The sequence below is a fragment of the Paenibacillus sp. sptzw28 genome, assembly GCF_019550795.1.
GTDB lineage: Bacteria > Bacillota > Bacilli > Paenibacillales > Paenibacillaceae > Paenibacillus_Z.
Map to the genome: position 1 here is coordinate 3467814 of NZ_CP080545.1, position 24211 is coordinate 3492024.

General features: G+C 48.3%; 31 protein-coding genes and 1 pseudogene. 5 read left to right on the forward strand and 27 right to left on the reverse strand.

What is annotated here, in order from left to right; all coding sequences use genetic code 11:
* Window positions 1-212 precede the first annotated feature (212 nt).
* The 6 genes from KZ483_RS15590 to KZ483_RS15615 form a co-directional block, all read right to left on the reverse strand.
* On the reverse strand, window positions 213-1448 hold the full coding sequence (locus tag KZ483_RS15590; RefSeq protein ID WP_220348348.1) for an MFS transporter: 1236 nt from the start codon (window positions 1446-1448) through the stop codon (window positions 213-215).
* 30 nt (window positions 1449-1478) lie between these two features.
* On the reverse strand, window positions 1479-1628 hold the full coding sequence (locus KZ483_RS15595; protein WP_220348349.1) for a hypothetical protein: 150 nt from the start codon (window positions 1626-1628) through the stop codon (window positions 1479-1481).
* 33 nt (window positions 1629-1661) lie between these two features.
* Complete coding sequence (locus KZ483_RS15600; RefSeq protein WP_220348350.1) at window positions 1662-1829, reverse strand: hypothetical protein; 168 nt, start codon at window positions 1827-1829, stop codon at window positions 1662-1664.
* A gap of 100 nt (window positions 1830-1929) precedes the next feature.
* Entirely contained in the window at window positions 1930-2559 is a 630-nt protein-coding gene (locus tag KZ483_RS15605; protein WP_220348351.1) for a LysE family transporter, read from the reverse strand.
* A 158-nt stretch (window positions 2560-2717) separates the two neighbouring features.
* A complete protein-coding gene (locus KZ483_RS15610) occupies window positions 2718-2882 on the reverse strand; it encodes a hypothetical protein (protein WP_220348352.1) in 165 nt (54 codons plus the stop codon).
* 54 nt (window positions 2883-2936) lie between these two features.
* Window positions 2937-3119 (reverse strand): hypothetical protein, encoded by a 183-nt coding sequence (locus KZ483_RS15615; RefSeq protein WP_220348353.1) that lies wholly within the window; start codon window positions 3117-3119, stop codon window positions 2937-2939.
* Between the two features lie 130 nt (window positions 3120-3249).
* Between KZ483_RS15615 and KZ483_RS15620 the strand changes: the two genes are divergently transcribed.
* A complete protein-coding gene (locus KZ483_RS15620) occupies window positions 3250-4716 on the forward strand; it encodes an amino acid permease (protein WP_220348354.1) in 1467 nt (488 codons plus the stop codon).
* Window positions 4717-4882: 166 nt separating this feature from the next.
* On the opposite strand, the gene KZ483_RS15625 is transcribed toward KZ483_RS15620, so the two are convergent.
* From KZ483_RS15625 to KZ483_RS15635, 3 genes are all read right to left on the reverse strand, one after another.
* Window positions 4883-5779, reverse strand: coding sequence for a hypothetical protein (locus KZ483_RS15625; protein WP_220348355.1), 897 nt, complete (start codon window positions 5777-5779; stop codon window positions 4883-4885).
* 54 nt (window positions 5780-5833) lie between these two features.
* Complete coding sequence (locus KZ483_RS15630) at window positions 5834-5971, reverse strand: hypothetical protein (RefSeq protein WP_220348356.1); 138 nt, start codon at window positions 5969-5971, stop codon at window positions 5834-5836.
* 260 nt (window positions 5972-6231) lie between these two features.
* Complete coding sequence (locus KZ483_RS15635) at window positions 6232-7086, reverse strand: manganese catalase family protein (RefSeq protein ID WP_220348357.1); 855 nt, start codon at window positions 7084-7086, stop codon at window positions 6232-6234.
* Window positions 7087-7310: 224 nt separating this feature from the next.
* On the opposite strand from KZ483_RS15635, the gene KZ483_RS15640 reads away from it, so the two are divergent.
* Window positions 7311-7745 (forward strand): DUF2243 domain-containing protein, encoded by a 435-nt coding sequence (locus KZ483_RS15640; protein ID WP_397376207.1) that lies wholly within the window; start codon window positions 7311-7313, stop codon window positions 7743-7745.
* Window positions 7746-7911: 166 nt separating this feature from the next.
* Here KZ483_RS15640 and KZ483_RS15645 read toward each other — a convergent pair whose 3' ends face one another.
* The 4 genes from KZ483_RS15645 to KZ483_RS15660 form a co-directional block, all read right to left on the reverse strand.
* The gene (locus tag KZ483_RS15645) at window positions 7912-8403 is read right to left on the reverse strand and encodes a spore coat protein (protein ID WP_220348360.1); all 492 of its coding nucleotides are present in this window, start codon (window positions 8401-8403) and stop codon (window positions 7912-7914) included.
* 34 nt (window positions 8404-8437) lie between these two features.
* A complete protein-coding gene (locus KZ483_RS15650) occupies window positions 8438-9286 on the reverse strand; it encodes a phosphosulfolactate synthase (protein WP_258881272.1) in 849 nt (282 codons plus the stop codon).
* A gap of 183 nt (window positions 9287-9469) precedes the next feature.
* Window positions 9470-10294 (reverse strand): non-homologous end joining protein Ku, encoded by an 825-nt coding sequence (locus KZ483_RS15655; RefSeq protein ID WP_220348362.1) that lies wholly within the window; start codon window positions 10292-10294, stop codon window positions 9470-9472.
* A gap of 175 nt (window positions 10295-10469) precedes the next feature.
* Window positions 10470-11198: an MOSC domain-containing protein gene (locus KZ483_RS15660; protein WP_258881273.1), complete on the reverse strand. Its 729-nt coding sequence runs from the start codon at window positions 11196-11198 to the stop codon at window positions 10470-10472.
* Between the two features lie 129 nt (window positions 11199-11327).
* Here KZ483_RS15660 and KZ483_RS29170 point away from each other — a divergent pair.
* Window positions 11328-11429: pseudogene (locus KZ483_RS29170) on the forward strand (DUF6022 family protein); the annotation flags it as partial.
* A 180-nt stretch (window positions 11430-11609) separates the two neighbouring features.
* Here the strand turns inward: KZ483_RS29170 and KZ483_RS28615 are convergent.
* The 7 genes from KZ483_RS28615 to KZ483_RS15695 all read right to left on the reverse strand — a co-directional run bounded on the left by KZ483_RS28615 (window position 11610) and on the right by KZ483_RS15695 (window position 16381).
* A complete protein-coding gene (locus KZ483_RS28615; RefSeq protein WP_258881274.1) occupies window positions 11610-11741 on the reverse strand; it encodes a hypothetical protein in 132 nt (43 codons plus the stop codon).
* 111 nt (window positions 11742-11852) lie between these two features.
* Window positions 11853-13256: an MFS transporter gene (locus KZ483_RS15670; RefSeq protein WP_220348365.1), complete on the reverse strand. Its 1404-nt coding sequence runs from the start codon at window positions 13254-13256 to the stop codon at window positions 11853-11855.
* 95 nt (window positions 13257-13351) lie between these two features.
* Window positions 13352-14146 (reverse strand): helix-turn-helix domain-containing protein, encoded by a 795-nt coding sequence (locus KZ483_RS15675; protein WP_220348366.1) that lies wholly within the window; start codon window positions 14144-14146, stop codon window positions 13352-13354.
* Between the two features lie 305 nt (window positions 14147-14451).
* Window positions 14452-14814 carry a VOC family protein gene (locus KZ483_RS15680; RefSeq protein WP_220348367.1) on the reverse strand — a complete coding sequence of 121 codons (363 nt, stop codon included), beginning with the start codon at window positions 14812-14814 and terminating at the stop codon, window positions 14452-14454.
* Between the two features lie 71 nt (window positions 14815-14885).
* Complete coding sequence (locus KZ483_RS15685; protein ID WP_220348368.1) at window positions 14886-15257, reverse strand: 2OG-Fe(II) oxygenase; 372 nt, start codon at window positions 15255-15257, stop codon at window positions 14886-14888.
* Window positions 15250-15798, reverse strand: a complete 549-nt coding sequence (locus KZ483_RS15690) for a methylated-DNA--[protein]-cysteine S-methyltransferase (RefSeq protein WP_220348369.1) — start codon at window positions 15796-15798, stop codon at window positions 15250-15252. The genes KZ483_RS15685 and KZ483_RS15690 overlap by 8 nt, the downstream gene beginning before the upstream one ends.
* Window positions 15782-16381: a bifunctional transcriptional activator/DNA repair enzyme AdaA gene (locus tag KZ483_RS15695; RefSeq protein ID WP_220348370.1), complete on the reverse strand. Its 600-nt coding sequence runs from the start codon at window positions 16379-16381 to the stop codon at window positions 15782-15784. The genes KZ483_RS15690 and KZ483_RS15695 overlap by 17 nt, the downstream gene beginning before the upstream one ends.
* A 142-nt stretch (window positions 16382-16523) precedes the next feature.
* On the opposite strand from KZ483_RS15695, the gene KZ483_RS15700 reads away from it, so the two are divergent.
* Window positions 16524-17630, forward strand: coding sequence for an Ada metal-binding domain-containing protein (locus KZ483_RS15700; RefSeq protein WP_220348371.1), 1107 nt, complete (start codon window positions 16524-16526; stop codon window positions 17628-17630).
* Window positions 17631-17637: 7 nt separating this feature from the next.
* On the opposite strand, the gene KZ483_RS15705 is transcribed toward KZ483_RS15700, so the two are convergent.
* Window positions 17638-18768 (reverse strand): cation:proton antiporter, encoded by a 1131-nt coding sequence (locus KZ483_RS15705; protein WP_220353473.1) that lies wholly within the window; start codon window positions 18766-18768, stop codon window positions 17638-17640.
* Between the two features lie 262 nt (window positions 18769-19030).
* On the opposite strand from KZ483_RS15705, the gene KZ483_RS15710 reads away from it, so the two are divergent.
* Window positions 19031-19225: a hypothetical protein gene (locus KZ483_RS15710; RefSeq protein WP_220348372.1), complete on the forward strand. Its 195-nt coding sequence runs from the start codon at window positions 19031-19033 to the stop codon at window positions 19223-19225.
* An 84-nt stretch (window positions 19226-19309) separates the two neighbouring features.
* Here KZ483_RS15710 and KZ483_RS15715 read toward each other — a convergent pair whose 3' ends face one another.
* The 6 genes from KZ483_RS15715 to KZ483_RS15740 all read right to left on the reverse strand — a co-directional run bounded on the left by KZ483_RS15715 (window position 19310) and on the right by KZ483_RS15740 (window position 24101).
* Window positions 19310-19492 carry a hypothetical protein gene (locus KZ483_RS15715; RefSeq protein ID WP_220348373.1) on the reverse strand — a complete coding sequence of 61 codons (183 nt, stop codon included), beginning with the start codon at window positions 19490-19492 and terminating at the stop codon, window positions 19310-19312.
* Window positions 19493-19609: 117 nt separating this feature from the next.
* Entirely contained in the window at window positions 19610-19747 is a 138-nt protein-coding gene (locus KZ483_RS15720; RefSeq protein ID WP_220348374.1) for a hypothetical protein, read from the reverse strand.
* Window positions 19748-19750: 3 nt separating this feature from the next.
* Window positions 19751-20746: a Gfo/Idh/MocA family protein gene (locus KZ483_RS15725; RefSeq protein WP_220348375.1), complete on the reverse strand. Its 996-nt coding sequence runs from the start codon at window positions 20744-20746 to the stop codon at window positions 19751-19753.
* A 17-nt stretch (window positions 20747-20763) separates the two neighbouring features.
* Entirely contained in the window at window positions 20764-21600 is an 837-nt protein-coding gene (locus KZ483_RS15730; protein ID WP_220348376.1) for a carbohydrate ABC transporter permease, read from the reverse strand.
* 12 nt (window positions 21601-21612) lie between these two features.
* Window positions 21613-22566, reverse strand: a complete 954-nt coding sequence (locus tag KZ483_RS15735; protein WP_258881275.1) for a carbohydrate ABC transporter permease — start codon at window positions 22564-22566, stop codon at window positions 21613-21615.
* Between the two features lie 137 nt (window positions 22567-22703).
* Window positions 22704-24101 carry an ABC transporter substrate-binding protein gene (locus KZ483_RS15740; protein ID WP_220348377.1) on the reverse strand — a complete coding sequence of 466 codons (1398 nt, stop codon included), beginning with the start codon at window positions 24099-24101 and terminating at the stop codon, window positions 22704-22706.
* Between the last annotated feature and the right edge of the window lie 110 nt (window positions 24102-24211).

Here is a 24211-nt window from a genome sequence, read left to right on the forward strand (position 1 = left end):
GTTTCAACTATTTATTATAAGCGATTATTTGCCGAAATTAAACAGATTTTGTAATATCAACACGAAATACTTCATTTTTAGTAGCAGATGGATTTGGTGATCATGCAAAAAGGCGCCGGTATAAATACCGGAGCCTGCTGGCACGGACGATTTTGATTTTTGACTAAATATCACTAACTCCCAATGGGACTTGCGGCATCCTGTACGAGTCATCAATTAAGGAAATTGGGCCCATGATCCGGTTTTATCATTAACAAGATCAGTATTACCGTTAACGCAGACACTGCGCTAACCGTATAGAACAATGGACCGATTCCTTTCCCAATCAGCAGTGAAGCCGCAGGCGGACCTACGGCGACGCCCAAAAAGCGCATGCTGCTGTAAAGTGAGGTAACGGTGCCGCGCTCTTCTTTGGGAATCCCCTCCGTAATCAAAGCATCCATGCAGGGCAGTAATACCCCGATTCCTGCGGCACCTATACCTATTAATGAAAGCAGTACGGCCAGACCGCTTGGAGTAAGCATTCCGCACAGGAACAATACAAGTGTCAGCCCAGCCATGCCGGAAACAGACAGCCATTTCATCAGCACTTTGCGTTCGCCGATGCATTTGCCTGTCAAGTACGAGGCAAGGCAGAGCGCTGAAAGCGGAATGGCCAGCAGCCCTCCCTTTGCCACGCCTTTAAAATCATACCTCTGCTCCAATGATTCCGACAAATAAAACAAAATGGCGAATATCGCGAACATACCTGCCCCGCCGGAAATAAAAACTGCCGATAGCCATTTGCCTTCACGCTTGAGAATGGTTAAGATATTTGCTCGAAATTGCTGGAACGGAACAGGTTTAGGTTGTTTATCATTTTTCTGCCCGCGCTGCTTTGGAATTCGGATAAAGTACAATATAAGCAGCAACGACATCAAACTGAACACGGGAATCGCATAGAAGGGCATGTCCCAGGCGATTAAGGCGATGAGTGACCCGAGAACAGGGCTTAACACCTTGCCGAATGTATTTGAGGTCTCGACAAGACCGAGCACTGCGCTCACTTCATCCTCCTCCTTGAACAGGTCTCCGGTCAACGGGAATACAATTGGAGCGGCACCTGCCGCCCCCGCACCCTGAAGAAAACGGCCAACCAGCACGAATAGATATGATCCGCTTCCAAGCGAGGAGGCTAGTGCCGAGACAAGACCTCCGATTGCTACGAGGATAAGTGCTGGAATGATAACTTTTTTGCGGCCGATTCGATCGGAGAGGTATCCTGCCAGCGGGATGAGGATAATCGCCACGACGGAATAGACCGTAATAATCAGGCTCACTTGAAACGAGTTAACTCTTAGCTCCTTGCTGAGCTCGGGTAAAATAGGGATAAGCATGGAATTGCCCAGCGTCATCATTAATGGAACGGAAGCCAGCGCTGCGATTGATGCACGTTTACGCAAGACCATTTACTGCCCTCCCTTAACCATTTGCAGGTTTCATTCACGATTGGAGCTATTGCTGTCCTTGTCTTGTCCAACCTTCTTGGCGACCTGCTCCAAGGGGTTTTCAGCCATATATCTTTCATAGGTATCGGTAAGGTTTGATCCGCGTTGCTGAACCTGTTTCGGTTTATTGTCGTTCGTCATTATTAAACCTCCTGTCTTTTTCAAGTAAGGCGGTTATTCTTGATCCATCAATCCTATGGTCTCTTGTGATGAGATTTGTTTCTGTGCTTTGGCGACACCATTGGTCAAATGGAAAACTTCAGAACCACTGCCGGGTTTTCCGCTTACGCCCCGCAGTACCTTTTTCCCTAATACGTTTTTTTGCTCCAGCACTTCCTTCACCTCGTTACGAATTGGCGTACTGCTCTTTATTTGCTCGGCAGAACCCTCACCTTATAATGATCTTAAAGACAGAATTTATCCTCACTTTGCACGCGATGCGTCAATTTTGAACCAGCATCCGAAAGGCTTCATAACCGAAAAAACCTCCGAAGCCGATTAGTGATAACCCGGAAAGTATGCAGATACCCTTAAGAAGCCTGTCCGATAAAAAACTGCGGAAAGAGCTTGCGACTACCGCCATGAAAATATCCCAAAGCAAAATACCGGTAACAATTGCTGCACTGTTGATAATAAGCTGCAGGGGGCTGGACTTCGCCGCCGTCTCCGCTAGAACAGAGCCGTAAATGCCTAACCAGAATAAGATGGTCATCGGGTTCGTCAACGACATAAGAAATCCTGAGAATAGCGATCTAAGTGGAGTCTCAACGGAACCGGCCGAGCGGGTGGAAATTTGCCGCACGCCGAGGAGGCTTTCAATTCCGGTATAAACAAGAACAAAAAAACCGAATAACCATAGAAAGGTCTTAAGAAATGGAATGGTAAGAAAATGCACTAATCCCATATACACCATCAGCATATAAAGGACGTCGGCTGTCATCGCTCCCAGACCGATTAACCATGCATGCAGGAAACCTTTCTTAATGCCGGTATCCAATTGAGCGGCGTTTATTGGTCCGATAGGAGCTGATAACGAGAGGCCAAGAAAGATGTAGCTGAACCAGATATTCATCGTTCATGCAAACCTCCTGAATAGATAGTAAATGGGACTTGTACCAATCTATTCAGATAAGCCGGCTTGTACGACATAATATTGAGGCTCATTCAGGAAAATTCGCGTTATGCGCTGGCAACAAAACAGCCTGAACTCGCCAGGCTGTTTATCCCGCACTATGACTTGGGCCGGTCGTTCCCTTGTGAGACCTGCCCGGGCTTACGGCCAGGCTCGATCTTCATCGGCCGGGCTGTCGTCCGCGTCTCATGCAGCCGTACGTCTCCCGCCATATGCGTACTCAGGTCGCGCAGCTCCGGATTCTCTTGGCTGTTCTCGTTCAACGTCTCTCACCTCCAGTGTATGTGTCGAATTTTTGTTTGTTTGAGGTGTCTGTTTTATAAAGACGCGGTAAATTGTTTAAGGTCGTCAAGCAGTTCTTTAGGCAGTTCCTTGTCCTCACCGAAACCGCCGGTCAGGGTGCTGGCTACGAATTCGGCACTGACGCCGTAATGCTTCAATATCACGTTAATCGTATCCAAATGATCATGGTTTTCGATAAACTCGTTCAGCCTGCTCATGGAATCCCTCCTTGTCTTCGGCAGTTAGTTTTACTCATCCGTGAAAATTTATCCCTTGGTACATATTTGTCGCTCCGCTCACCCACCCTATACGATAGCGACATCCCACAAGACAGGAGTTTATTAGACAATGAGTCAAAAGAAGCCGGCAGCAGCCCTGCATACCCGTAATTCCGACGCGAAAAACGCCAAGGACGAGAATAAATTGCACTGGTGGCAATTATCACTGCTGGGGGTTGCTTTCACGATCGGGACGGGATATTTTTTGGGCTCGGGACTCGCGATACGGATCGGAGGTCCTGGTGCGGTTCTTTCCTTCGCAGTGGCCGCTTTCGGCACATATATCGTGTTTGACGTTCTTGCCCGAATGACCTCGAATGATCCTATTGAGGGTTCTTTCCGTTCCTACGCCAAAAAAGCCTATGGAAGCTGGGCGGGCTTCAGCAGCGGGTGGGTTTACTGGGCTTCAGAGCTCCTCATAATGGGAAGCCAAATGACGGCTTTGTCGCTCTTTTCAAGGTTTTGGTTTCCGGAAGTACCGTTATGGATCTTCGCCGCCGGCTACGGTATGCTCGGACTCATCATTGTCCTTCTCGGAACAAAAGGCTTCGAAAGATTCGAGAATATCTTCGCTTTGATCAAAATATCGGCGATCATCATGTTCATCATCATTGGAGCGGCTGCATTGTTCGGCGTTTTTGGAGCCGGTACGAACAATCCGGCATTGCCGTTTGCGTTCAGGGAATACATACCCCACGGGGCCACCGGTTTATGGTCTTCTCTTCTGTTCGCCTTTTACGCGTTCGGCGGAATCGAAATTATGGGTATAATGGCCCTTCAGCTTCGAAATCCCGCTGATGCCTCCAAGGCCGGAAAAATGATGCTCCTTCTACTGGCGGTAATCTACATCTCTTCACTCATTCTGGCGATTACGCTGGTGCCGTGGAGAACCTTCGATCCGGATAAAAGTCCGTTCCTCACCGCTCTGACTCCTTATAAACTGCCATTCGTACCGCATATTTTCAACGCGATCCTCATCATCGCCGGCTTCTCTACGATGGTCGCATCGCTGTTCGCGGTTACGAAAATGCTGGTAACGCTTGCCCACGATCATGACGCACCTGTATTTTTTGCACGAAGAATGTTACGTGATTGTCCGCTTCCGGCAATCGGTCTCACAACAATCGGGCTTATCGCGTCTGTCGTATTCTCGCTGCTTGTCCCGGGGCGCTTATATGAATATATAACTACCGCGGCAGGACTTATGCTGCTTTACAATTGGTTTTTCATTCTCATGACCGGCGGACGATTGCTCAAACTAAGCGGCTGGGGCCGCATGAAACGTTTTGTCGGGATGGGAATCATCTTGACCGCCGTTACAGGTTCGTTGTTCCACGCGACAAGCCGTCCCGGCTTCTACGTAAGCTTCGGATTTCTTACGGTCATTGGCGGGATTACGCTGCTGAAGCTGCCGCACTGGCGTGAAGTGAAGGCGGGAGCAGAGAGCCTCGCACCGAAAATCATCGGGATGGAGTACCGTTTGTCCGAAGAGAAGGTGCAGCGCTTTAAAACAAAAAAGCGCGGAAAATCCGATTGAAGGGCACCGACCGCTCCCAAGCGCGTCTACCTTTTTACAATTTAAATCGCTTCGTTCGGGTGAATTTGAAGATGAACAACCCCGCCATTGCGGGGTTGTTCATAAATTATATGCACCAAATCTATAGCCCGCAGCAAATCTGCCTTAATGTTAATTCGCTAGCGGATTATCGTATAGAGCCGCCCATTTGTCCAGGCCCGAACTGTGTTCCGGCATTACTCATACCTGTTCCTTGCCCCGTCCCTTGACCCGTGCCTTGACCCGTGCCTTGGTCCGTTGACTTAACATGCTTCAATACAAACCCAAGGTCGCGTCCGATTGCAGACGCCTTTGTTTTAGGATTCAGGCTGCTCAGATTGGCCTGTAACCGGTTCAGTGCCTTAATTGCGTTTTTATCAGTCACCTGCCATACCCGGTTTGCGCCTCCGGCCATTCCATTAGTCGCACCCATAGTCCCGGTGCCGCCGCCGTAGCCGGTGGTTCCACCCATCATATTAGATCTGCCGCCGTTGCCGGTTCCACCCATCATACCTGATATCCCGCCAAGGCCGGTCATTCCATTCCCGTTAGTCATACCGAGCGCCCCGCCAAGGCCGTTTGTTCCGCCAAGGCCGGCTGTTCCATTTGTCATACCCATAGCCCCGGTGCGGCCTCTGTTACCGGCTGCTCCATTCGTCATGCCCATGGCGCCGCTGCGCCCTCCGTTGAATCCTCCTTCGCCTGCAACGATCAACACGTCACCGATTAACAAGGCGTTCGCCGTACTTGTCATCTGCATGCGATTTCCGGTATCGCCGGGTCCGGCATCGGGACCTCTGTTATAATTGTTAGTGTTCATGGTGCCAAGCCCGGTGCCGCGCAAGTGCCGCATGCGCGCGTCTTCCGCCGTATTGCTGATGCGGTTGCGATCTGCGAGTAAGTTGCCTTGATTCGTTGAGTGGGTTCTTACCCCGTTATTGTTCCCTGTCACCGCATTCCTGTTAGTATCAGTTGTGCCGCAACCGGAAAGCAGCATTGTCGACAAGCCAATTGCACATGCAAGCGAGAGCACCTTTTTTTTCAAATCGTTATCCTCCCCTGGTCTGTTATTCTTGAACTATCGGCATTGCGCCTTGCTTCACCCCTTCAGTGAAAGCAGCCAATCGGCATGACAATCACTGCAGAGCACCTCGAACCGCTCTTCGGTCCCATCCTTGCCATAAACGGTAAAAGTGTGGACGATTTCGGAAATCCGATCACAGTAGAAACACTTCATCGAACGTTCACCTCGCCAGTTTTCCGGATTACCCCTCCGGGTCGGATCCAGTACGGATTTTAAGCCGCAACTCTAGAATCCCGCCGCAAATTACGGTTTATTCAACTGCAAAGGGCAGATATTTACCAGAACAGTCAACTGGTTTCGGCGCTTCCACCTATTCGGCTTACAACTGGCGAAACATAGAAATCATAGCCTGAGTTACTTATCAATACCGCGAACGAACAAAATAAGACACCCCAGTACAGGGGTGCCAATTGTTACGCATTCAAATCATACAATCCGGGGCTGTGCTCATTAGGCAATTCCGGCATAAACGGCAGTGGAAAGCCTTCCGGCGGCTGAACAACCTCCAAGGTGCCGCCGTTTCGGCTCGGCGATTGACCACTGAAGATTTCTCCGATCCGCGTATCGTCCATGCGAAAATTAAATTGGGCGTTGTGGAAGCCCATTTCCACATATTTACGGCACTCAGGATACTTATTAATATCGTAGTTTGGTACAGGGAACAGCTTACCCCAGTTTACGCCCAGGGTCTCCAATGCCTTAGCAAAAGCGTTTTGATGCGCGTTATCCCGAACAATAAGGAATGCGAGCGTTTCTCTGAACGTTTTGTTAGTGCTCATCTCGTAAATCCGGGACTTCTGAAGAACACCGGTCGACTCGAGAACCAGATTGTCGAGCAGATTACCGATCAGGTTCCCATGGTCGTACACATAGCTGCCAAGCCATGGATTGCCGGTAGCATCGACAGGCAGAGAGCTCTGAGCGCCGATGATGAAATGGTGCGGATTGGCATGCCTGACCGCATCATCCAATGGAGCGCCATCCGACCCGGCGTTTCCGGGTACTTGTACCCCGGAGCCGGTAAGCAGCTGGTTGATCGTATGTTGGACGAGCTCCACATGGCTCAGTTCTTCGAGGAAAATACCGCGCAGCAAGTCGCGGTACTGAATCTCTTTCCCGCGAAAATTATTGCTCTGGAAGAAGAACTGCATCATGGTGCGCATTTCGCCGAAACGACCGCCAAGTATCTCTTGGATCACTTTGGCTGCCTCGGGGTCGGCCTTGTCCGGGACAATCATGTTTATTAAATCCTCTTTGTAAAAGTACAAATTGACAACCTCCTGCGGATTGGGGTTAAGGTTCGCTTTAGTTTGGTTTGCGGTGTTGAAATTTATAACTTAATTGATGTCCAGAATAGGCCCGACCATCGTTTTGTCGGCAGTCTTACGACTAGGTAGAATGGGGTCACCGTATTTTTAGAGCGGAAATGGTTATAACTGTCCTATTGAGAATAATTAAAGGAGAATGCGAATTGAACCAATATCTTCGTGATATGAGATCCCATCCGACCTTATTAGGCTCCTTCCTGCTCGGTATCGGGGCGATCGGTATGCTGGACGGCATCATCTTTCACCAGATTCTCCAGTGGCACAGTGTTTATATGGAGACTGACCGTCATAATCAAATCGTAAGCGATGGCCTGTTTCATTTAGTCGTCACGATAATCATTATGTGGGGGGCCGTGGTGCTGTGGAACAGCGGCAGACGTAAGGAAGTCGGGCGCCAAAGGCTATTTCTGTCCGGATTACTTACTGGCGCAGGCTTTTTTAACTTTATGGAAGGGATTGTAAATCATCATCTTCTGCAAATTCATCATGTGAAGCCGGGACCTTATGAGGCAGCATATGATCTCGCCTTCGATGCTGCAGGGTTGCTTCTGCTGCTGGTCGGGTTATTGATTTATAGAAACAGGACGGGGAGAGTATAGAACCTTAACAGGCTGAATTTAATACTGCTCCTGCACCGCAAACGTAAAAAAGAGGAACTGAGCTTTTGCAGCCAGTACCTTTTCTCTTAGGATATTTTTTTTCATAGCTCATAACACATACGCAAGAAAGAAGTCCCCGCCAAGAAACTAAGCGGGGACTTCTTTTTTACATTTTTAATGCCACCTGCGCATTTTTGATATCGTTCGCGATCAGCTTTTCTAAATCGTATGAAGGATATAACCCGCGCCCAAGCATGAAGTAAAATACTTTTGCGTGAAGCTGTATGGCGTTATTAATATGTTTTTGGAGAGTTTCGCGCAAGGCAGGTGTTGCCGTTTCGGTTATGGCGATAGCGTAAGTCCGCACGGAAGTTTTTGCAAAAGCAAGCAGGTGACCGGCATAATAAGCGGTTAGGTCCTGTGAAGAAACAGCCCTTGCCGCAACCGGCGCAAATTTAAAGTATGGCAGAAGGTCTTTCAAATTCAGCTCCAGCGCCTGAATCGTCTCAGCGTATAATGCCTTTAACGCCGGGTCTTTAACATTGGATATATCCATTTTGAAGCCCATCAAATGATTGGCTTGGAAAGCCACTAATTCGTGTGTTTCCAGTGTCTCATGCCAGGCTAAATGTTGGGGCTGTCTCTCGTCGTTATACATTCAGGTTCCCTCCAGGTGCTTTACTTGATTTATATCAAATCACATAATGAACCGAAGCTTTCCCGAGCCCAAAGCTGAATGTATCGGAACGCAAGCCGCGGCGCATCGTTTCAAGCGCAGTCGTCTCGTCCGGCGGGATATTGCCGAGGTGGACTTGCGGTCCGAATGTCTTCAGCAGATGAACCTGCTGCTGCTTGAGCGGAGCCTCCCACATTATTGGAGTCGTACTGCCGAGAGTTTGACATACAGTCTCCAGGACATTATTGCGGCATTCCCCATTTTCGTCGAAAAGACCGACACCCACACCAGATTCGCGTGCCTCCACAATAATTAGCTCCGCTCCTGCATTCAGATCCGTTTCCGCCGTTACAGCAAGAGCACTGGCATCAATAAGCGATCCGGTCAGCTTTTTACCATACTCGGTTACCACGCAGAGTCCTCTTCGGACACCTTCCTTGATTAATTCGGTCCGACGGTTTCGGGGCAGCTCGATTGTACCGTCCGAAACCTCGATACCGTTAAAGCCCAGCCTGCACACGGTGTCGAAGAAAGCCGGCACTACATTTTGCTTCACCGCCGTCTCCAGCAGTGTCCCTCCAGGCATCATTATAATATTACGGCGCTTTGCAAGCTCGATCTTGCTAACCAACAACTCGAGCGGATACAGAGGAGCGGTGCCGAAGCCCAGTTTAATCATATCGATATAATCTCCGGACGTTTCGATTAAGTCGCTGAAAGCATTGCGGCCGAGACCTTTATCGATAACCATCGTTTGTCCACGTTCGCTTCTCAAGTTCTCCGAATCGTTCGCATTGAGACTGCAGCGGATGTCGCCGGGATCCTCAAGTTCCCTTGGCCATACCGGTTGAGGAAAGAACTTCATCAATTAATCTCCTCGCTTATCGATTGATTGTTTGGAAGCATTCTGAAAATCCTGTACCAAAGCAATGTATTCGAATAGGCGAGGGCAGGTGCCTGCACTTCAAAAAAAATAGCATCTTAAAAACCGACAAAAAAACAGCCTGTTTGAACCAGGCTGTACTTTGACGATTATGCGCTTCACCTGTTATCTCCTTCGCCTTGGTCTCGGTGCCGGGAATGGAGCCGGAGACCCGTCGGGAACCATAGCGACTGGTTCTCGGACCGTTCTGAGACTTCTGGTTAAAGCCTCCATCAGATCGACCACATGTGGAATTGCCGGCTGCTCGATCTCCACGTTGTGCATCTTGGCCTGAATAAGCTGTTGGAGCGCCGCTTCATAGTCGCTGTGATAATCGGATCGAAAATCACCGCTGATTTGCTCGATGAGCTGAATCGCCATCTGAAACTCAGCCTCGCTGATCTGCGCTGCCCCTTCAAGTCCAGGTACTCCCCGTACCGGCCTAACTTCAGCAGGATAATAGATCATGTTCATGACAAGACAGTTCTGATGCAGACGAATAACAGACAAATGCTCGCTTGTTCGGAATGCGATTTTGGCAATAGCTACTTTGCCGGTTTGATTCATTGCCGCATGCAGAAGCTTATACGGTCTCGCACCGTATTCACTGGGACCTAAATAATAAGCGTTTTCATAATATATAGGATCTATATTATCCTTATCAGTAAAGTGAAGAATTTCAATTGTCCGCAAAGTGGGAAGCGGCAGCTTATCCATCTCATTGTCTGAGAACGTGATGAAATTTCCCGGAGCAAACTCATACCCGCGGATGATTTCTTGGTGCTGAACCTCCCGGTTGCACACCGGGCACCATTTTTTGTACTGAATTGGCTGCTGACATTGATCATGTAGACTGCGGAAACTGGTTTTATGTTCCTCTGTCGCTTTGAATAAACTGACAGGAATATTCACCAGTCCAAAGCTGATCGTACCTTTCCACATCGCCCGCATACATATACTCCTTTGCCTTTTTTCCTCCTTACAGTTCCCGAAATGGTTATAGTTAATACTAATAGTTGGTTAATCATGAAACAATGGAATTAAAGGAGTCTCCTAAGCCTTTTTCTCTTTCATATCAGAATTGACTAAGATTGTGCGTTATACGCGGCAGTTTCTGAGCTTATATCTACTCGGTAATAAATACGGTATCTCCAATGCCGGCATTCCCTTGTGCCAGAACCGACGCATAAACGCCGAAATTAAGATTCATCTCCTCGTTCAATTTTTTGAGAATAGAGATATCCCGATTATAAGTATCGGGGTCTATCGTAATCATCGAACAACGTTCGCATTCCTGGGTAACATGGAGTCGGGTACTGCCTATAGATAATCGCTTACCCACCAGCTGAGTTTCATCAGTAATGCACCCATTCATCAGTGATATAACGAGATTTGCTCTAAATCGGCGCTTGTCTACACCTCTGCCCAGGATAGTCTCAAGCTTGTTAAGAGAACGATCGTTGATGATCAATATCCCTTCCGTGTCCACTGCCAATAATTTTTCGTTATCCGGGCTATGGCGCAGCAAGGAGATCGTGCGATTGGAGAACTTCTGAATTTCTTGAAGCAACCTGTCATCCCAGTAGAAAACCTCGCCGCCAGGAGACGTTATTTGCAGACCAGGAAACTCATCCGGACAAGAGCCTTCAGTGAATGCTGCCTTGTAACCAAGTAAATCAGGGATTTCACGTGCCGTGAAATAACGCTCCCATCCTTCCAGTGACTCATCTATTAAAGCATGACTGCGGTCTCCGTAAAGTCCATAAGCCGCAAATTGAGCTTGATTTAAATGTTCCCCGGCCATTGATTTCACAGGATATCTCGTTATTAGTGTAACTCGTCCAATAGATTGCATATACACTCACCACTCACTTTCGCCTTAAATGACTCACGTCGTAACCTCCTGACAAGTATAGCACAGGCAGTTTATTCTAACGTTTTTGTTTCTAACTAACGCTATTAATAATTAAGCAAGCGGTGTTCTTGGTATGTAGTGAAATACCGGGACGAAACCCCGATCGGAACAATGGTGTTACAGGTGTATCATTCACACAGGAGTTTTTACGTACCGCTTGCCCACATTTAATCACCTTGGACGTTGTAGAACGAGAGGAGATCATTTCAGCGCTTTCCAATGTGGGTGGCCGGGTAAGGTGGGATATTAAGATGAGCGGCTGCCTTCCAAGGCCGATATCCCAACCGTGGACATTCGTTGGGAGTACGCAACAGATGCTGCGATCGCGGATAGCTTCCGTAGTGAAGATGTTCAAACGAACAGCTGGACATTGGATGAAGCGCTGTCCCACTGGGGACGATACGGCTGGGAGTTGGTTTCCGTCCTGCCAAAGGCCGGACAAGTGGTCGCTTTCTTCAAACGGCCGCTTCCCTGCTGTTTCACGTTCCGGTCATATCACAGCTTTAAGCACAGACGGCCTCTTTCCCCTGTTTCGCGTGGGAAGAGGCCGTTTCTCTCGTGTACGTTCCGTAACTAATCAGGACAGCCGCGCAATTAAACCGGCTCATTAACTGTCTGCGAGACTTTTTTACCGAACGAGACCAGATACAACAATGCGCTTGCTGCAACAACGATGCTTAGTATTAAAATGAGATTGCCGTATAAGTATGCATGCGAATTAGTAATGAACGGATGAAACGAAAAATCAAACACATTTTGTTCCAGCGATTTGGCAACCAATGCGGTGACCACGGCCCCGGAAATGGTCGATGTCATATTAAACATTCCCATACCGACGCCAATCTGGTGAACAGGTAAAATTTGCGTGACACTTTCCGTTAGTGCCGTCTGCATGAAAGAGAACCCGATGTACATCATTATTAAAGCTATTCCGATGTACCATACCCAGAACCCGATAAGGGAAGATTGCAGCAGAAGACTTGCTGTTATCAAGGTCAAACCAAGATACACCACAAAATGGCTTCCTCGCGAGACGGTCATATTACCGGCGACTCTTCCGAAAACCACTGCGCTAATTGCACCGGGAAACATAATGAGCCCGATATTCTCCGTATCCAAACCGTATATTTTGCTCAGCATAAGCGGGATTACAAACATCACCGACATAACGGTTCCGAATATTAGAAAACCAATGATTAGCGCGTTCCGATACAGGGGGTTCTTGAACAGGGCCGGATCGACAAACGGTTCCTTCGCTCTGCGAATATGAAGAATGAATAATATTAGAGCGATGAAGGCTATGATCAAATAAACCAGGCTCACTTGAGTTGTAAATAAGATTACCATCGTTACTACGATGCCGAGCAGTACTGCGCCAAGAACATCAAGCTTACCTTTACCGGGCTGCTCCTTAGGCAAATACTTTTGAAAAAAAGGAATAGCGAGGAGTACCGGCAGCGGAACGAGAAATAAATATGACCAGTGGAACGATCCAGCGATATATCCGCCGAGTACCGGACCAATTCCAACCGCGAAAGAGACGGTGGACGTTATGATTCCGAACATCTTCCCCCGTTCTTTCACAGTAAAGAACCGGGCTACCATGATAAAGATCAGTGCAGGGATTGCGGACCCTCCGGCCCCTTGAATGGCCCTGGACATGATGACAGCCGGATACCAGGATTGAAGCACAAAGCCAAAAATTGATCCAAGGCTGTAAAGCAATATTCCGATCGTTATCAATTTTTTGATACTGTGCATATCGGAAAGCTTGCCGAAGATGACCATCCCCATGCCGAAGACAATAAAAAAGATCGTCACCACCCAGCTGACTCCGGAAGCTTCCAGATTGAACTGCTCGGCGATATCCGGTGTAGACACATTAAATACCGATTCGTTCAGAACGGCAAAGAAGATAACGAAATAAATCCACGGCACACTTTTCTTAATCTCGGAAAAGTCTGAAACAGATATAGTATTATTCTCCACTTCTCTCATTTATAAATCTTCTCCATTCTCGGTGAAATTTGGTTGATCCCCTACTCGGATGTTCAACCTCCCCTATTCTAGCATGGATCATGCGGTGCCATTTCTTATCGATTGCTGTATTGAAGTACCTGATTGATGAAATTGTCCATCAGCAGGGAGAGGGAGACCAGAATCGGAGGATCATCCGGCTGAGGAACATTCAGTCTTACTTGCTGTTGCGGTACGGGAGAATTAGGTTCCACGATAATCGGCTCGAGCGAACGAAAGCGCAAGATTGTGTGCGGAAGCAGGAAATCTATGGCCTTCATCCCCCAGGGAACCGACGTAGCCATCAGGTAATATATGCCCGGTTTGACATCGGTAATGCAGAATTCCCCTACCGATGGAACAAGCGTTCCGTGCAGGGGGAGTCCCTCAGGAATCGGTTTGGCAAACAGACCGATTAGGATGATTCCCTCGAAAGGAATCGTCGACTGGATTGTTCCTTCTACTCTTGAGTGCCGGTTTAGGGAAGGAAACGACGTTCGCCAACCGTTAAGTTCCTGCAAAGACCGCAAACGGATATCCGCCTGCAGAGCCGAGTTGCGAAAGTCGGATGGCGTTACTCCTACCCGCTCGGTGAATCGGGTAGTAAAGGTCCCCAGACTCTGTTGGCCGATTTCCAATCCGATATCGCGGACACTTAAATTCGTCTGCAGCAGCAAATCTTTTGCCTTCTGCAGCCGAAGAGAAGAAACATAATAAAGTGGCGGCAGGCCGACTTTTTCTTTGAAAATACGCGCAAAATGGTACGGACTGTAAGATATGTAGGCAGCTAATCGGGAAAGGGGAAGCGGTTCGAAAATATTTTGATGGATATATGAGATCACCTCGTTTATTTCCGAATACCGATCAGCCATTTTTCACACCTTCCTTCAATGCGGTGCCTTGCATCAATACAGAACAACAGTTCGCATTAATAATACCACATATTTCTAATCGATGGAATGGATTTTACCAAATCTTTTGTAATTTCAAAGGCCAGGTGCCGAGCGCATTTATCTTGGGCTAATAGCTAACTCATTCGGGAGCTCAAGAGGATATGCGGCCTTGAAAATCAAAAAGCTGCCTAAACGGCAGCTGAAGGACACTTTTAAACTTTACAGCTTTGTGAGAAATAGAGATTTCACCTTCTGCTGTCTTTACGGTGAGAGCGTTGATTGGGTCAAGATTGCTTCTGCGAAATATGCCAACAAACACCGGCTGGATCTATTAAGTGGATTTCACGCTTTCCCCACGGGTATAAGTCCGGCTCTTTCAGTTTAATGGGATATTTCTTCTCAAGCTCAGCTGCCTGAATATGCATCCACCAGTCGTCAAGATCCTCTACAAGCAGATCTATCATGAAATTGTTCTGGAACTCCTGATTATGGAAGTTCTGAAGAAAAAACTCCAGTTCCCCCATTTGAAAGATACTCACTCCATTGTCGGAGTACAATTTCTTAAAGCCAAGTTCTTCGAAAAAGCTCTGCGCAAGAGAATAATCCTCGCCTGACGGGATGAATGGCCGAAGTTTAATAGCTTTCATGTATGTTTCCCCCATACTCAAATTAATTAAACAGTACCTCACCTCAACAAGCCCGACTTACGACTATTCGCTCATTTTGCATCGTGGAAAATAATACCCAAACTATATCTCGTTCCCGAAGTGACCGTACTGACACCATGCCGAAGCGTGGTCTTATAATAACCCCGAGTCCCCGGAACAGGGCGGTGATTAGTCGGGAAGATTAGACCGGCACCTTGTTCCAAAGTAATCACATGGCCCCTGCTCTGCGCTCGCGGCCGCTGCTCTACGAGAAGAAATTCGCCTCCCGTGTAGTCAAGCTCCTGTCCGTAAGTGTCAATAAGTTCCTCGCACTGCTCTTTATTCAATAAAGAAGGAATCTCGGCATACCCCTGCTCGTCCAACTTCCGCTGAAGCGTATTCCAATCCAAGCCCAATATAAGATCCCGGAGACGATCAGGCATGAAGAATACTCCCTTCAAACACCGAGCTTTCCTTCTCGAGCGTCAGAAGCCGGGTTTTCATTTCCAATCCTCCGCGATAGCCGGTGAGCGCACCATTCTTACCGATTACCCGGTGGCATGGTACTGTGATTAAAAGCGGATTTGCTCCGATAGCAGCTCCAACAGCACGTACCGCAGCCGGTTTTCGGATATGACCGGCAATGTCCGAATACGACCGGGTTTGCCCATATGGTATCTGGCAAAGAGCATTCCACACCGCGAGCTGGAACGGCGTTCCGCGGAAATCGACGGAAATGGTGAAGCAAGTGAGTTTTCCTTGTAAATACTCGATTAATTCCGCCTTATAAGGCTGCAGAATTTCATCGTTCCGGGCCAGGACTGTCCCCGGAAACCGGCTTTCAACCCATTTGGCCAATTCGTCAAACGATTTACTCTGAGATCCAATGTAACAGAGCCCACTGGACGTTGCCGCAATGTACATATTCCAATCCTCATGATTCAGCAATGTCCAATAGATCTGCGGATCAGTATTTGGATGCATGGTTCAGAACCCCCTTAATCGATTTATTCCTTATTAACTGACGGTACTCTGCAGGCGTATGTCCGTTAATTTTCTTGAACAGGGTTATGAAATAAGGTGTATTCGGCATGCCTACGGACAATGCGATTTCGGCAATCGATTTATCCGACCGTTCCAGATACTCCATAGCTTTGGCCATTCTCGTTTGCTGAACATATTCCAACGGCGTTATTCCCTTGACCCTCTTGAAAGTACGGTGCAAATGATAAGGGCTTCCGTGACACATATCGGCCAAGGTTGCAAGTGTAATCGTTTCGCTGAAGTTTAATTCAATGAATTTGGCGATCTGTGCCGCCCATTCCATATCAGGCAGCTTCAAACCGGTCGGCCTGCACCGTTTGCACGGTCGGTAATCGGCTGAAACCGCTTGATCGGCACTTTGAAATATGCGTACGTTTTCCCTTTTGGGCGCTCTGGACTTGCAGGACGGTCTGCAAAAAATACCGGTAGTTTTGACCGCGTATAGAAACTTGCCGTCGTACGAGGCGTCGTTTCGAATAATCGCTTGCCAACGTTCATCGGTAAACCGTTCACTTTCCGTCATTTGCTTCACCTCCAACCACAGTATACCCGCTATTTATTCACTAATGTACGCAATCGGAATGTAATAGCAAGATATCGAAATTATTTGCCGCTGATTTATGATAAAACTATAGATGAACTGTGGGGATGAATGGAGGATTTATATGGTGAATAAAAAAGGCTGTCCAGAGTGGGATGCTCCTTATTTTACAGGTGTTACGACGATGAAGATTTATTGTTTCCCTTGGTGTTCGGGACAACCTAAGCCTGAGAATGTAATCCGGTTTGAGTCGCGGGCGGAAGCGGAATCAGCAGGCTACCGGCCATGCAAAAACTGCTGTTCCGCCCTCCCTCACGGCTCCTGGGAGGATCATAAGCTGCAGCTGAGATTATTGGTTCCAAGAGAATTCAGCTTTGCCGAAAACCTGCGGTACTTGGCCGACGCCCAGAACGAATGCCTGTTCCATATTAAGGGCGGGCGGGTCTGCAAAGCCTTATCGATCGAAGATGAAACGCCCGTAGTGGAAGTCAGCGGCGATGACGGCAGCGGGATCGTGATACGTTTTTTGGGAGAGACGGCCCCTTCACGCAAATGGGTTCGAGCGGCAGTGGCCCGTTATGTAAGGGATTGGTTTGATTTGGATACGGACTTACTGCCATTTTACAATCTTGCTGGTACCGACGAGCTGCTTGGCAGAGTGGTGAGCCGGTTCAATGGACTGCGTAATATCGGCATCCCCGATTTATTCGAGGCGATCTGCTGGGGAATCATCGGACAGCAAATAAACCTTACCTATGCCTTTACATTGAAAAGACGGCTCGTGGAAAGCTTTGGCCGCCGCGTCGAATGCGATGGGGAACTTTACTGGATCTTCCCCGCCCCCGGGGATATCGCAGCATTGACGGTTGAAGACCTGAGCGGCCTGCGCATGACGGTTAAGAAATGCGAGTATCTCATCGATACCGCCAGGCTCATCGCCCAAGGTAAGCTGACCAAGGAGCTCCTGCTTGCTGAACGGGATTATAAAAAAGCGGAAAAGATGCTCGTGAAAATCCGCGGAATCGGGCCGTGGACGGCAAACTATGTTCTAATGCGCTGTCTGAGAATCCCTTCGGCCTTCCCTATCGACGATGTCGGTCTGCATAACGCAATCAAGCATCTTTCAGGCAGCGAAAGCAAACCGACGAAAGAAGAGATATTGCACCTCTCTGCAAAGTGGATAAATTGGGAATCTTATGCCACCTTTTATCTTTGGAGGGTGCTTTACTAGATTTCCATTAAACCGATCTATTAAAAAATATTTTCATCATGGGTGGAGTGACAATCGTAGTAATCAATACGACCACAACAATAACCGCGAACATTTCTTTACTAAGGAGACTTGCTTCCAGCCCGATTGCCGCAATAATTAGAGCCACTTCACCGCGAGATACCATAGCTGCTCCTATTCCGAATGAGCTCATCCATTTAAACCCGGCCAACCTTGCTCCCAGAGCAGAGCCAATGAGTTTTGAAAGAACGGCTAATATCGTTAACCAGGTAATTAACAGCAGGTTTTCAGAGATGCCCGTAAATTCAGCACTTACACCGATCGATGTAAAGAACACGGGAACGAAGATCGAATAGCTTATCGTTTCCACCTTTTCAAAAACCTCATGTTTATATGCAGTAAGACTAATTGCGACTCCGGCGATATAAGCCCCAATAATGGCTGCAACACCTGCATATTCGGCTAAATAGGCATAAATGAAACAAATAATAAGGGCTGCTGAAATGACCGACTCTGTGATGCGCAGCGGCGCGAATTTTTTCAACAGCCAAGGAACCGCCTTCCAGGCAAGAAGACCTGCTGCAGCAAAGAATAAGAATTTCTTCAGCACGACAATTCCCAAATTCACATCTCCGCCTGCAAAACTCATGACAAATGCCAGTGCGATTATGACAAGAATATCATCGATGACGGCAGCTCCTAATATAGTGGTGCCCTCTTTTGATTTTAGCTTGCCCATCTCTTTCAGGGCTTGAACCGAGATGCTGACACTTGTAGCTGAAAGCAGCAGCCCGAGGAATACGGACTCGATTGGAGGCAGACCTATCATTGCTCCGGCTAAATATCCCAGACCGAAGGGGGCGATAATCCCTGCGATTCCTACATAGGTTGAAGCCTTCCCTGTTCGCTTAAATTCCTTTGTATCTGTCTCTAAGCCAGCAATAAACATTAATAGGATTACACCGATTTGACTTAATTCTTGAAGAATTTCCGTGTTGCTTATAATACCTAGAATCGAAGGTCCCAGTACAATACCAATGAGCAGCTTGCCCAGAACGGAAGGTTGACCCAGTCTGACACTGATATCTCCGGCAATTTTTGAAGCAATTAATATGATGGCTAATTGGAATACAAGCATACTTCTCCACCTTTTCTCATTCTGATTGTCTTTATAACCGGCAAAAACTACAAAAAGAAGCCTGTCGTACCAATAACCCGCTATGCATAAAAATAAGCATAGTGAACCCTTGGTGACAGGCTCCTCCAAAAACAATAATCGATCAATATCTAAACCAACTATACAGTAAAATACCAATGTGTTCAAGTAAACTGAAGTGCGGCGGCATAAGTCCCCCCCGAAGCGGACACATTATAATTGTGTAATTGTGGGAAGGAAGTGTGTGAAACCTGTGACATCCGGTAACGACAATTTAAACGATTTACCGTCTCCTTCTGCGGAAGAAATCAATGAGAATCGACTTCCACTAAGATCGGAGAAAAAAGCTCATTCGAAGCCTCACGATGAACCTACGGTAGCTTCCGAGGCTTTGCGGTACGAGCATGCCGATCGTATTTACCCTGATCTGGACAAGTAGCACATTACTCAAGCAGAGAATAAGCCTTTGTATCTCTTTCTTTCAAAAGAGACAAAGGCTTATTTGTACTTCATCATTCACTTTTCATTCCTCATCCATCTCGGCGGCCTCGAACACCGAATCCAGCGGCACATTCGTTATGTCATGCTTTCTTCGTACCTGCTCCCTGGTCATGTTCATGAAATCATCCAACGAACGGTCCAGCATTATCTCGCGTTTCGGGTCTTCATTCACATCTGAATCCACTTCATCATGAAGGTCAGGCATACCGCTCCTCCTCTTAAGTTGATGAAGTTAATATGATGCTAATGTACCATATTTATACAACCATTGTTATTGAAAGTACTTCGTCAAATGCTGCTACGCTTTCGAGATTCCCCGCCTTTACGCTTCCAATGTTTCCAAGAACTGATGATCCTCAAGCTCAATGCTGATCGCCCCTTGATAGCCAGTACGGTCCAGTCGAACCGCGACCTTGATGGATTCCTTCCCCGCCCATTTTCGGCGGTATCCGCTTCCCAATCTTCATGCCGTTTGCTCACCTTCCAACAGGACAATGGAACCGGGTGCATAATCGGCCGCCCGGTAAATCATTTCCGACAGCTTGACGACTTTGAGCGCAAACTCACCGGGAACGAGCACCTCGTGCCGTCCGAGAATCGCATCGATAAAGCTTTTATCCTGATTGGTCGTTTGCTTGGGAAGTACCGGTGTGACAGGTTCTTGACGCAGTCTGCGCAGCGTTATCTGTCCGTTCTCATAGAAGATTCCGCCGTTCTCGCCGCAGAAAATATAGGTTTCATGCCAGCAAGGAGCGAAGCCGATCAGATTCAAACCGGCGACTGCTCCCTCGGCAAACCGGATCGAAGTGAAGGTGTCGATCTCAACGGGTGCTCCGTGCATATGCAGCTGCGGCTTGACCTCAAGCGGGGTAAGGCCCGTCGTCCACAAGAGCACATCGATGATATGACTTCCTGAATCCATCAGGAAGCCGCCCCCTGACAATGTCGGGTCCTGCCGCCATGAACCCGGCGTCCCCTGTCTCCACTCTTGATACAAGGAAGCCGTAATGGAGGTAAGTTGGCCGATTTCTCCTCTGGCAATCACATCCCGGATATATAGAAATTCCGGTTGAAAATGTCGCTGGTACGATACCTGCATGACCTTGCCGGCGTTATTCGCAATTTGAATAAGCGCCTCGGCCTCGGCGGAAGAGCAGGTCATCGGTTTTTCGATGAGGACATGAAGCCCTTTGCCCAACACATCCACCGCTTGCTGGAAATGCAGGGAATGCGGGGAGCAGATGACTACCGCGTCCAACTCGGACTGATCCAGCATCTCGCTGTAATTCGAGAACGGGACTGCATCCCTCAGGCTGAATTTTTCAGCGAACAATTGTCTGTTCTCTTCGCTTGTATCGGCGTATGCTGTAAGGTCCACTTCGGGCAATTCCAGCAGCTGACGGGCATGCAGCCGGGCGATGCCTCCTGTACCGACCATTCCGATGCGAATTTTACTCATCAAGCATCCGCCTCCTATTATTTGATTCCGGAGAATGTGATTCCCCGTATAAAAGCTTTCTGCACTAAGAAATATATGATAATAATCGGCAGCGTAATCATAACAAGGGTGGCCATCATCATCTGCCACTCTGCTCCATGCTGGGATTTGAACGCCTGCATGCCGAGCATCAACGTATACTGAGACTCCTCCGACAAATAAATGAGCGGTCCTTGATAGTCCGTCCAGCTGCCCATAAATTGGAACAACGCTATTGTCAGCAATGCCGGCTTGCATAATGGAAGCATGATCTGCCAATAAATTCTCAGCTCGGCAGCACCGTCGATCCGCGCTGCGTCTTCAAGCTCCTTCGGCAAGCCCATGAAAAATTGGCGCAGCAGAAAAATAAAGAACGGCGCTCCGAAAAAAGCAGGAAGCCAGAGCGGAATATTCGTGCCGACCCAGCCGAAATTTTTGAAGGCGATGAAGATGGGAATCATGGTCACTTGGTAGGGCATCATCATAACCATAAGAGTCACCGCGAACAGCGGCTTTGCCCCCTTCCATGGAACCCTTGCGAGACTGTATGCGACAAGAGGGCAGGAGAACAGTACCCCAAGCGTTGCGAGTCCGGCAATTGCCAGAGTGTTGTAGAGATACATAAAGAAAGGAATATAATTGATTGCGTCCGGATAATTGCTCCAATGCATGACGTCCGGTATCCATTTGGGCGGCCATACGAACAACTCATTGTTCGCTTTAAGCGAAGTGGACAGCATCCATAAGAAAGGAGATAGGAAAAAGGCACCGACGATAATCAGAAAAAAGTGCGCGGACATTTTTTGCATTCTGCCCGCTGATTGGCTTCCATCCATGTTATTATCCTCCTATTCCTTTCCTTGATAATGAACCCAGCGTTTCTGCGAAAGGAAGATTACGGCGGTTAGAACGACCACAAGCAGGAAGAGAATCCAAGCCATTGCGGAAGCATAGCCCATCTTCAAGTAACTGAACCCGTTTGTATACAGGTACATCACATAAAACATCATCGAGTTAGCCGGCGTACCCTGACCGTTCGTGAGCGTGAAGGGCAGTACGAAGTTCTGCAGCGCTCCTATCGTCCCCATTATCAAATTGAAGAAAATAACCGGTGTTAAGAGGGGGAGCGTAATATGCCGCACTCGCTGCCATGTATTTGCGCCGTCCACATGGGAAGCGTCATAGTAGTCCTGGGGAATATCCTGAAGCCCCGCCAAATATATAACAACCGCCTGTCCGGTGCCCCACAAGCTCATCAGAATAAGCGACGGCTTGGACCACGCTTCGCTTCCGATCCAGGCAGGCCCACTGATACCGAGTTCACCGAGCCAATAGTTTACGAGTCCATACTGCGGATTCAGCAGCCACATCCAAATAATGGTCGTTGCAACCGGCGGCACGAGGCTCGGGATAAAAAACAAAGTCCTGTAAAAACCTTGTCCGCGGATTTTCATATTAAGCAGCAGTGCAAGACTAACGCCGAACACGATGCTGAGCGGAACATAGATAAAGGTGAAATATAAAGTATTGTAAATACTGATCCAGAAAACTTCATCTTTGAAGAGCGTTTGGTAGTTTTGCAATCCCACCCAGGAACCCTTCTCCAGAATGCTGTAACTCGTGAAGCTGTAATAAGCCGACATGAACAGCGGATAGACGTTGAAGAGGATCAAACCAAGAATCCATGGAAGGGCAAAAATCATACCGAAAAGGCTGATTTTCCTCTCAAACCGGGTCTTTCCCCGCCGCAGCTGGATTGCGGTTGACGTATCCTCGTTTAAGGACGTTTCGATTGCAGCCACTTTCAAAACCTCCTTCGGCTGTATGTGAAAGTGCGCGAGTATAAACGCGCTTGGTTCTTGTGTCTAGGCGGCGCATCAAGTTTGAAGAAAGGGCAGTCGAGACTGCCCTTTTCTCCGCGAGGAGCAGTATGCATTATTTATTTGCTGTTCAGCTTGGCCAGCTCGTTGTCGACATTCTTCTTGACTTCATCAAGCAGCTGCTGACCGGTTCCTTTACCGTGTATGGCCAAATCCTGCACCCTCATCGTCTCATTCCAGAGGAAGGAGCCTACCGGTGTAACCGGCCTTGTATGACCTGTTTTCACCCCGTCGATGAAAATCTTCAGGTTCGGAATATCCTGCAGCTTCAGTTCGTCGTTAACGGAAGGCATCGCCGTTATATCGTTGCCTGCAGTCGGACGTTTTGCCCACAGCATAGTTCCCTCTTTGCCAGCAACGAATTTAACGAACTCCCATGCAGCATCCACCTTCTTTGAGCCTTTTGGAATAATGTAGGACCATCCGCCGGCCCATGTAGTCGGTTGATACCCTTCGGCGGGCGGCATATACGTGACGCCCCAGTTAAACTTGATATCATACTTCTTCAAGTCGTTCAGGATCCAGTTTCCGTCCATTACGAAGCCAACCTCACCTGTCCAGAACGGGTTCATACCGGTTTGACCGACCGCATCGGAGAAGCTGGTCAGGGTTGCCACATCATACTTCTTCGCGTAACCGGCCATCCAATCCAGCGCCTTCACATTTTGCGGGTCGTTAGGCGTCAGGTTTCCGTTCGCGTCCTCCCACTTGCCTCCCCAGTTCCAGGCTTGAGTGTAGAGGAAGCCCTGGTTCATCCACGGAATGAAGCCCACCGATTCATATTTGCCGTTCTTGCCTTTCTTGAACATCTTCTCGGCCATTTGATCCAGCTCCTGAATCGTCTTCGGAGGCGAGTCCGGATCTAGTCCCGCCGCTTTCATCAAATCTTTGTTGTAGTAGAGAGCACGGGTGTCGGTAGCCCAGGGAAGCGCGTATACTTTATCCTTATATACCGCTTCTTTCCAGATCGGCGCGTAATAATCATTCGGCGAGATCCCCGAAGCTTCGATGTAAGGGGTCAAGTCTTCCAGGGAACCCTTGTCCGCCCACGAGCCGATCAGGAAACGGTCGAATAGAGCGACATCGGGCGGATTACCGCCCGCAATCGCGGTCAGCAGTTTGTCCGAGGCCTGGGTGGAACCGGAGGTCTCGACAAACGTCATTTTCACCTTGATCTCCGGATGCTTTTTCTCAAATTCATCGACAACATATTTTTTGAAGTCCCTCTGATAATCGCCGGCCCACGGGAACCAGAAATCAATGGTTGTCACCTTCGCGTCCGCATCCGATCCCGAGCCCGTGCCCGTGCCCGAGCCTGCATTGCCGCCTGTACCGGCTGTGCCGCTCTTCGAGCAGCCCGTAACCGCCATGGCGATGACAAGACATAACACAAAAGTTACCGGGAGAAGCCTTCCGACCCGCTTTCCTGACTTCTTGTTTCTATGAACGATGACCATTTTCCAGCCTCCTTCTTAATCTTGCTTTCGGTTACAACCTCATTGTATCCGCTTACAAACCTTCCGGAAATGCGGCTCCTTTTGTATTTTGTGGCTTATTTTTGTTTCTT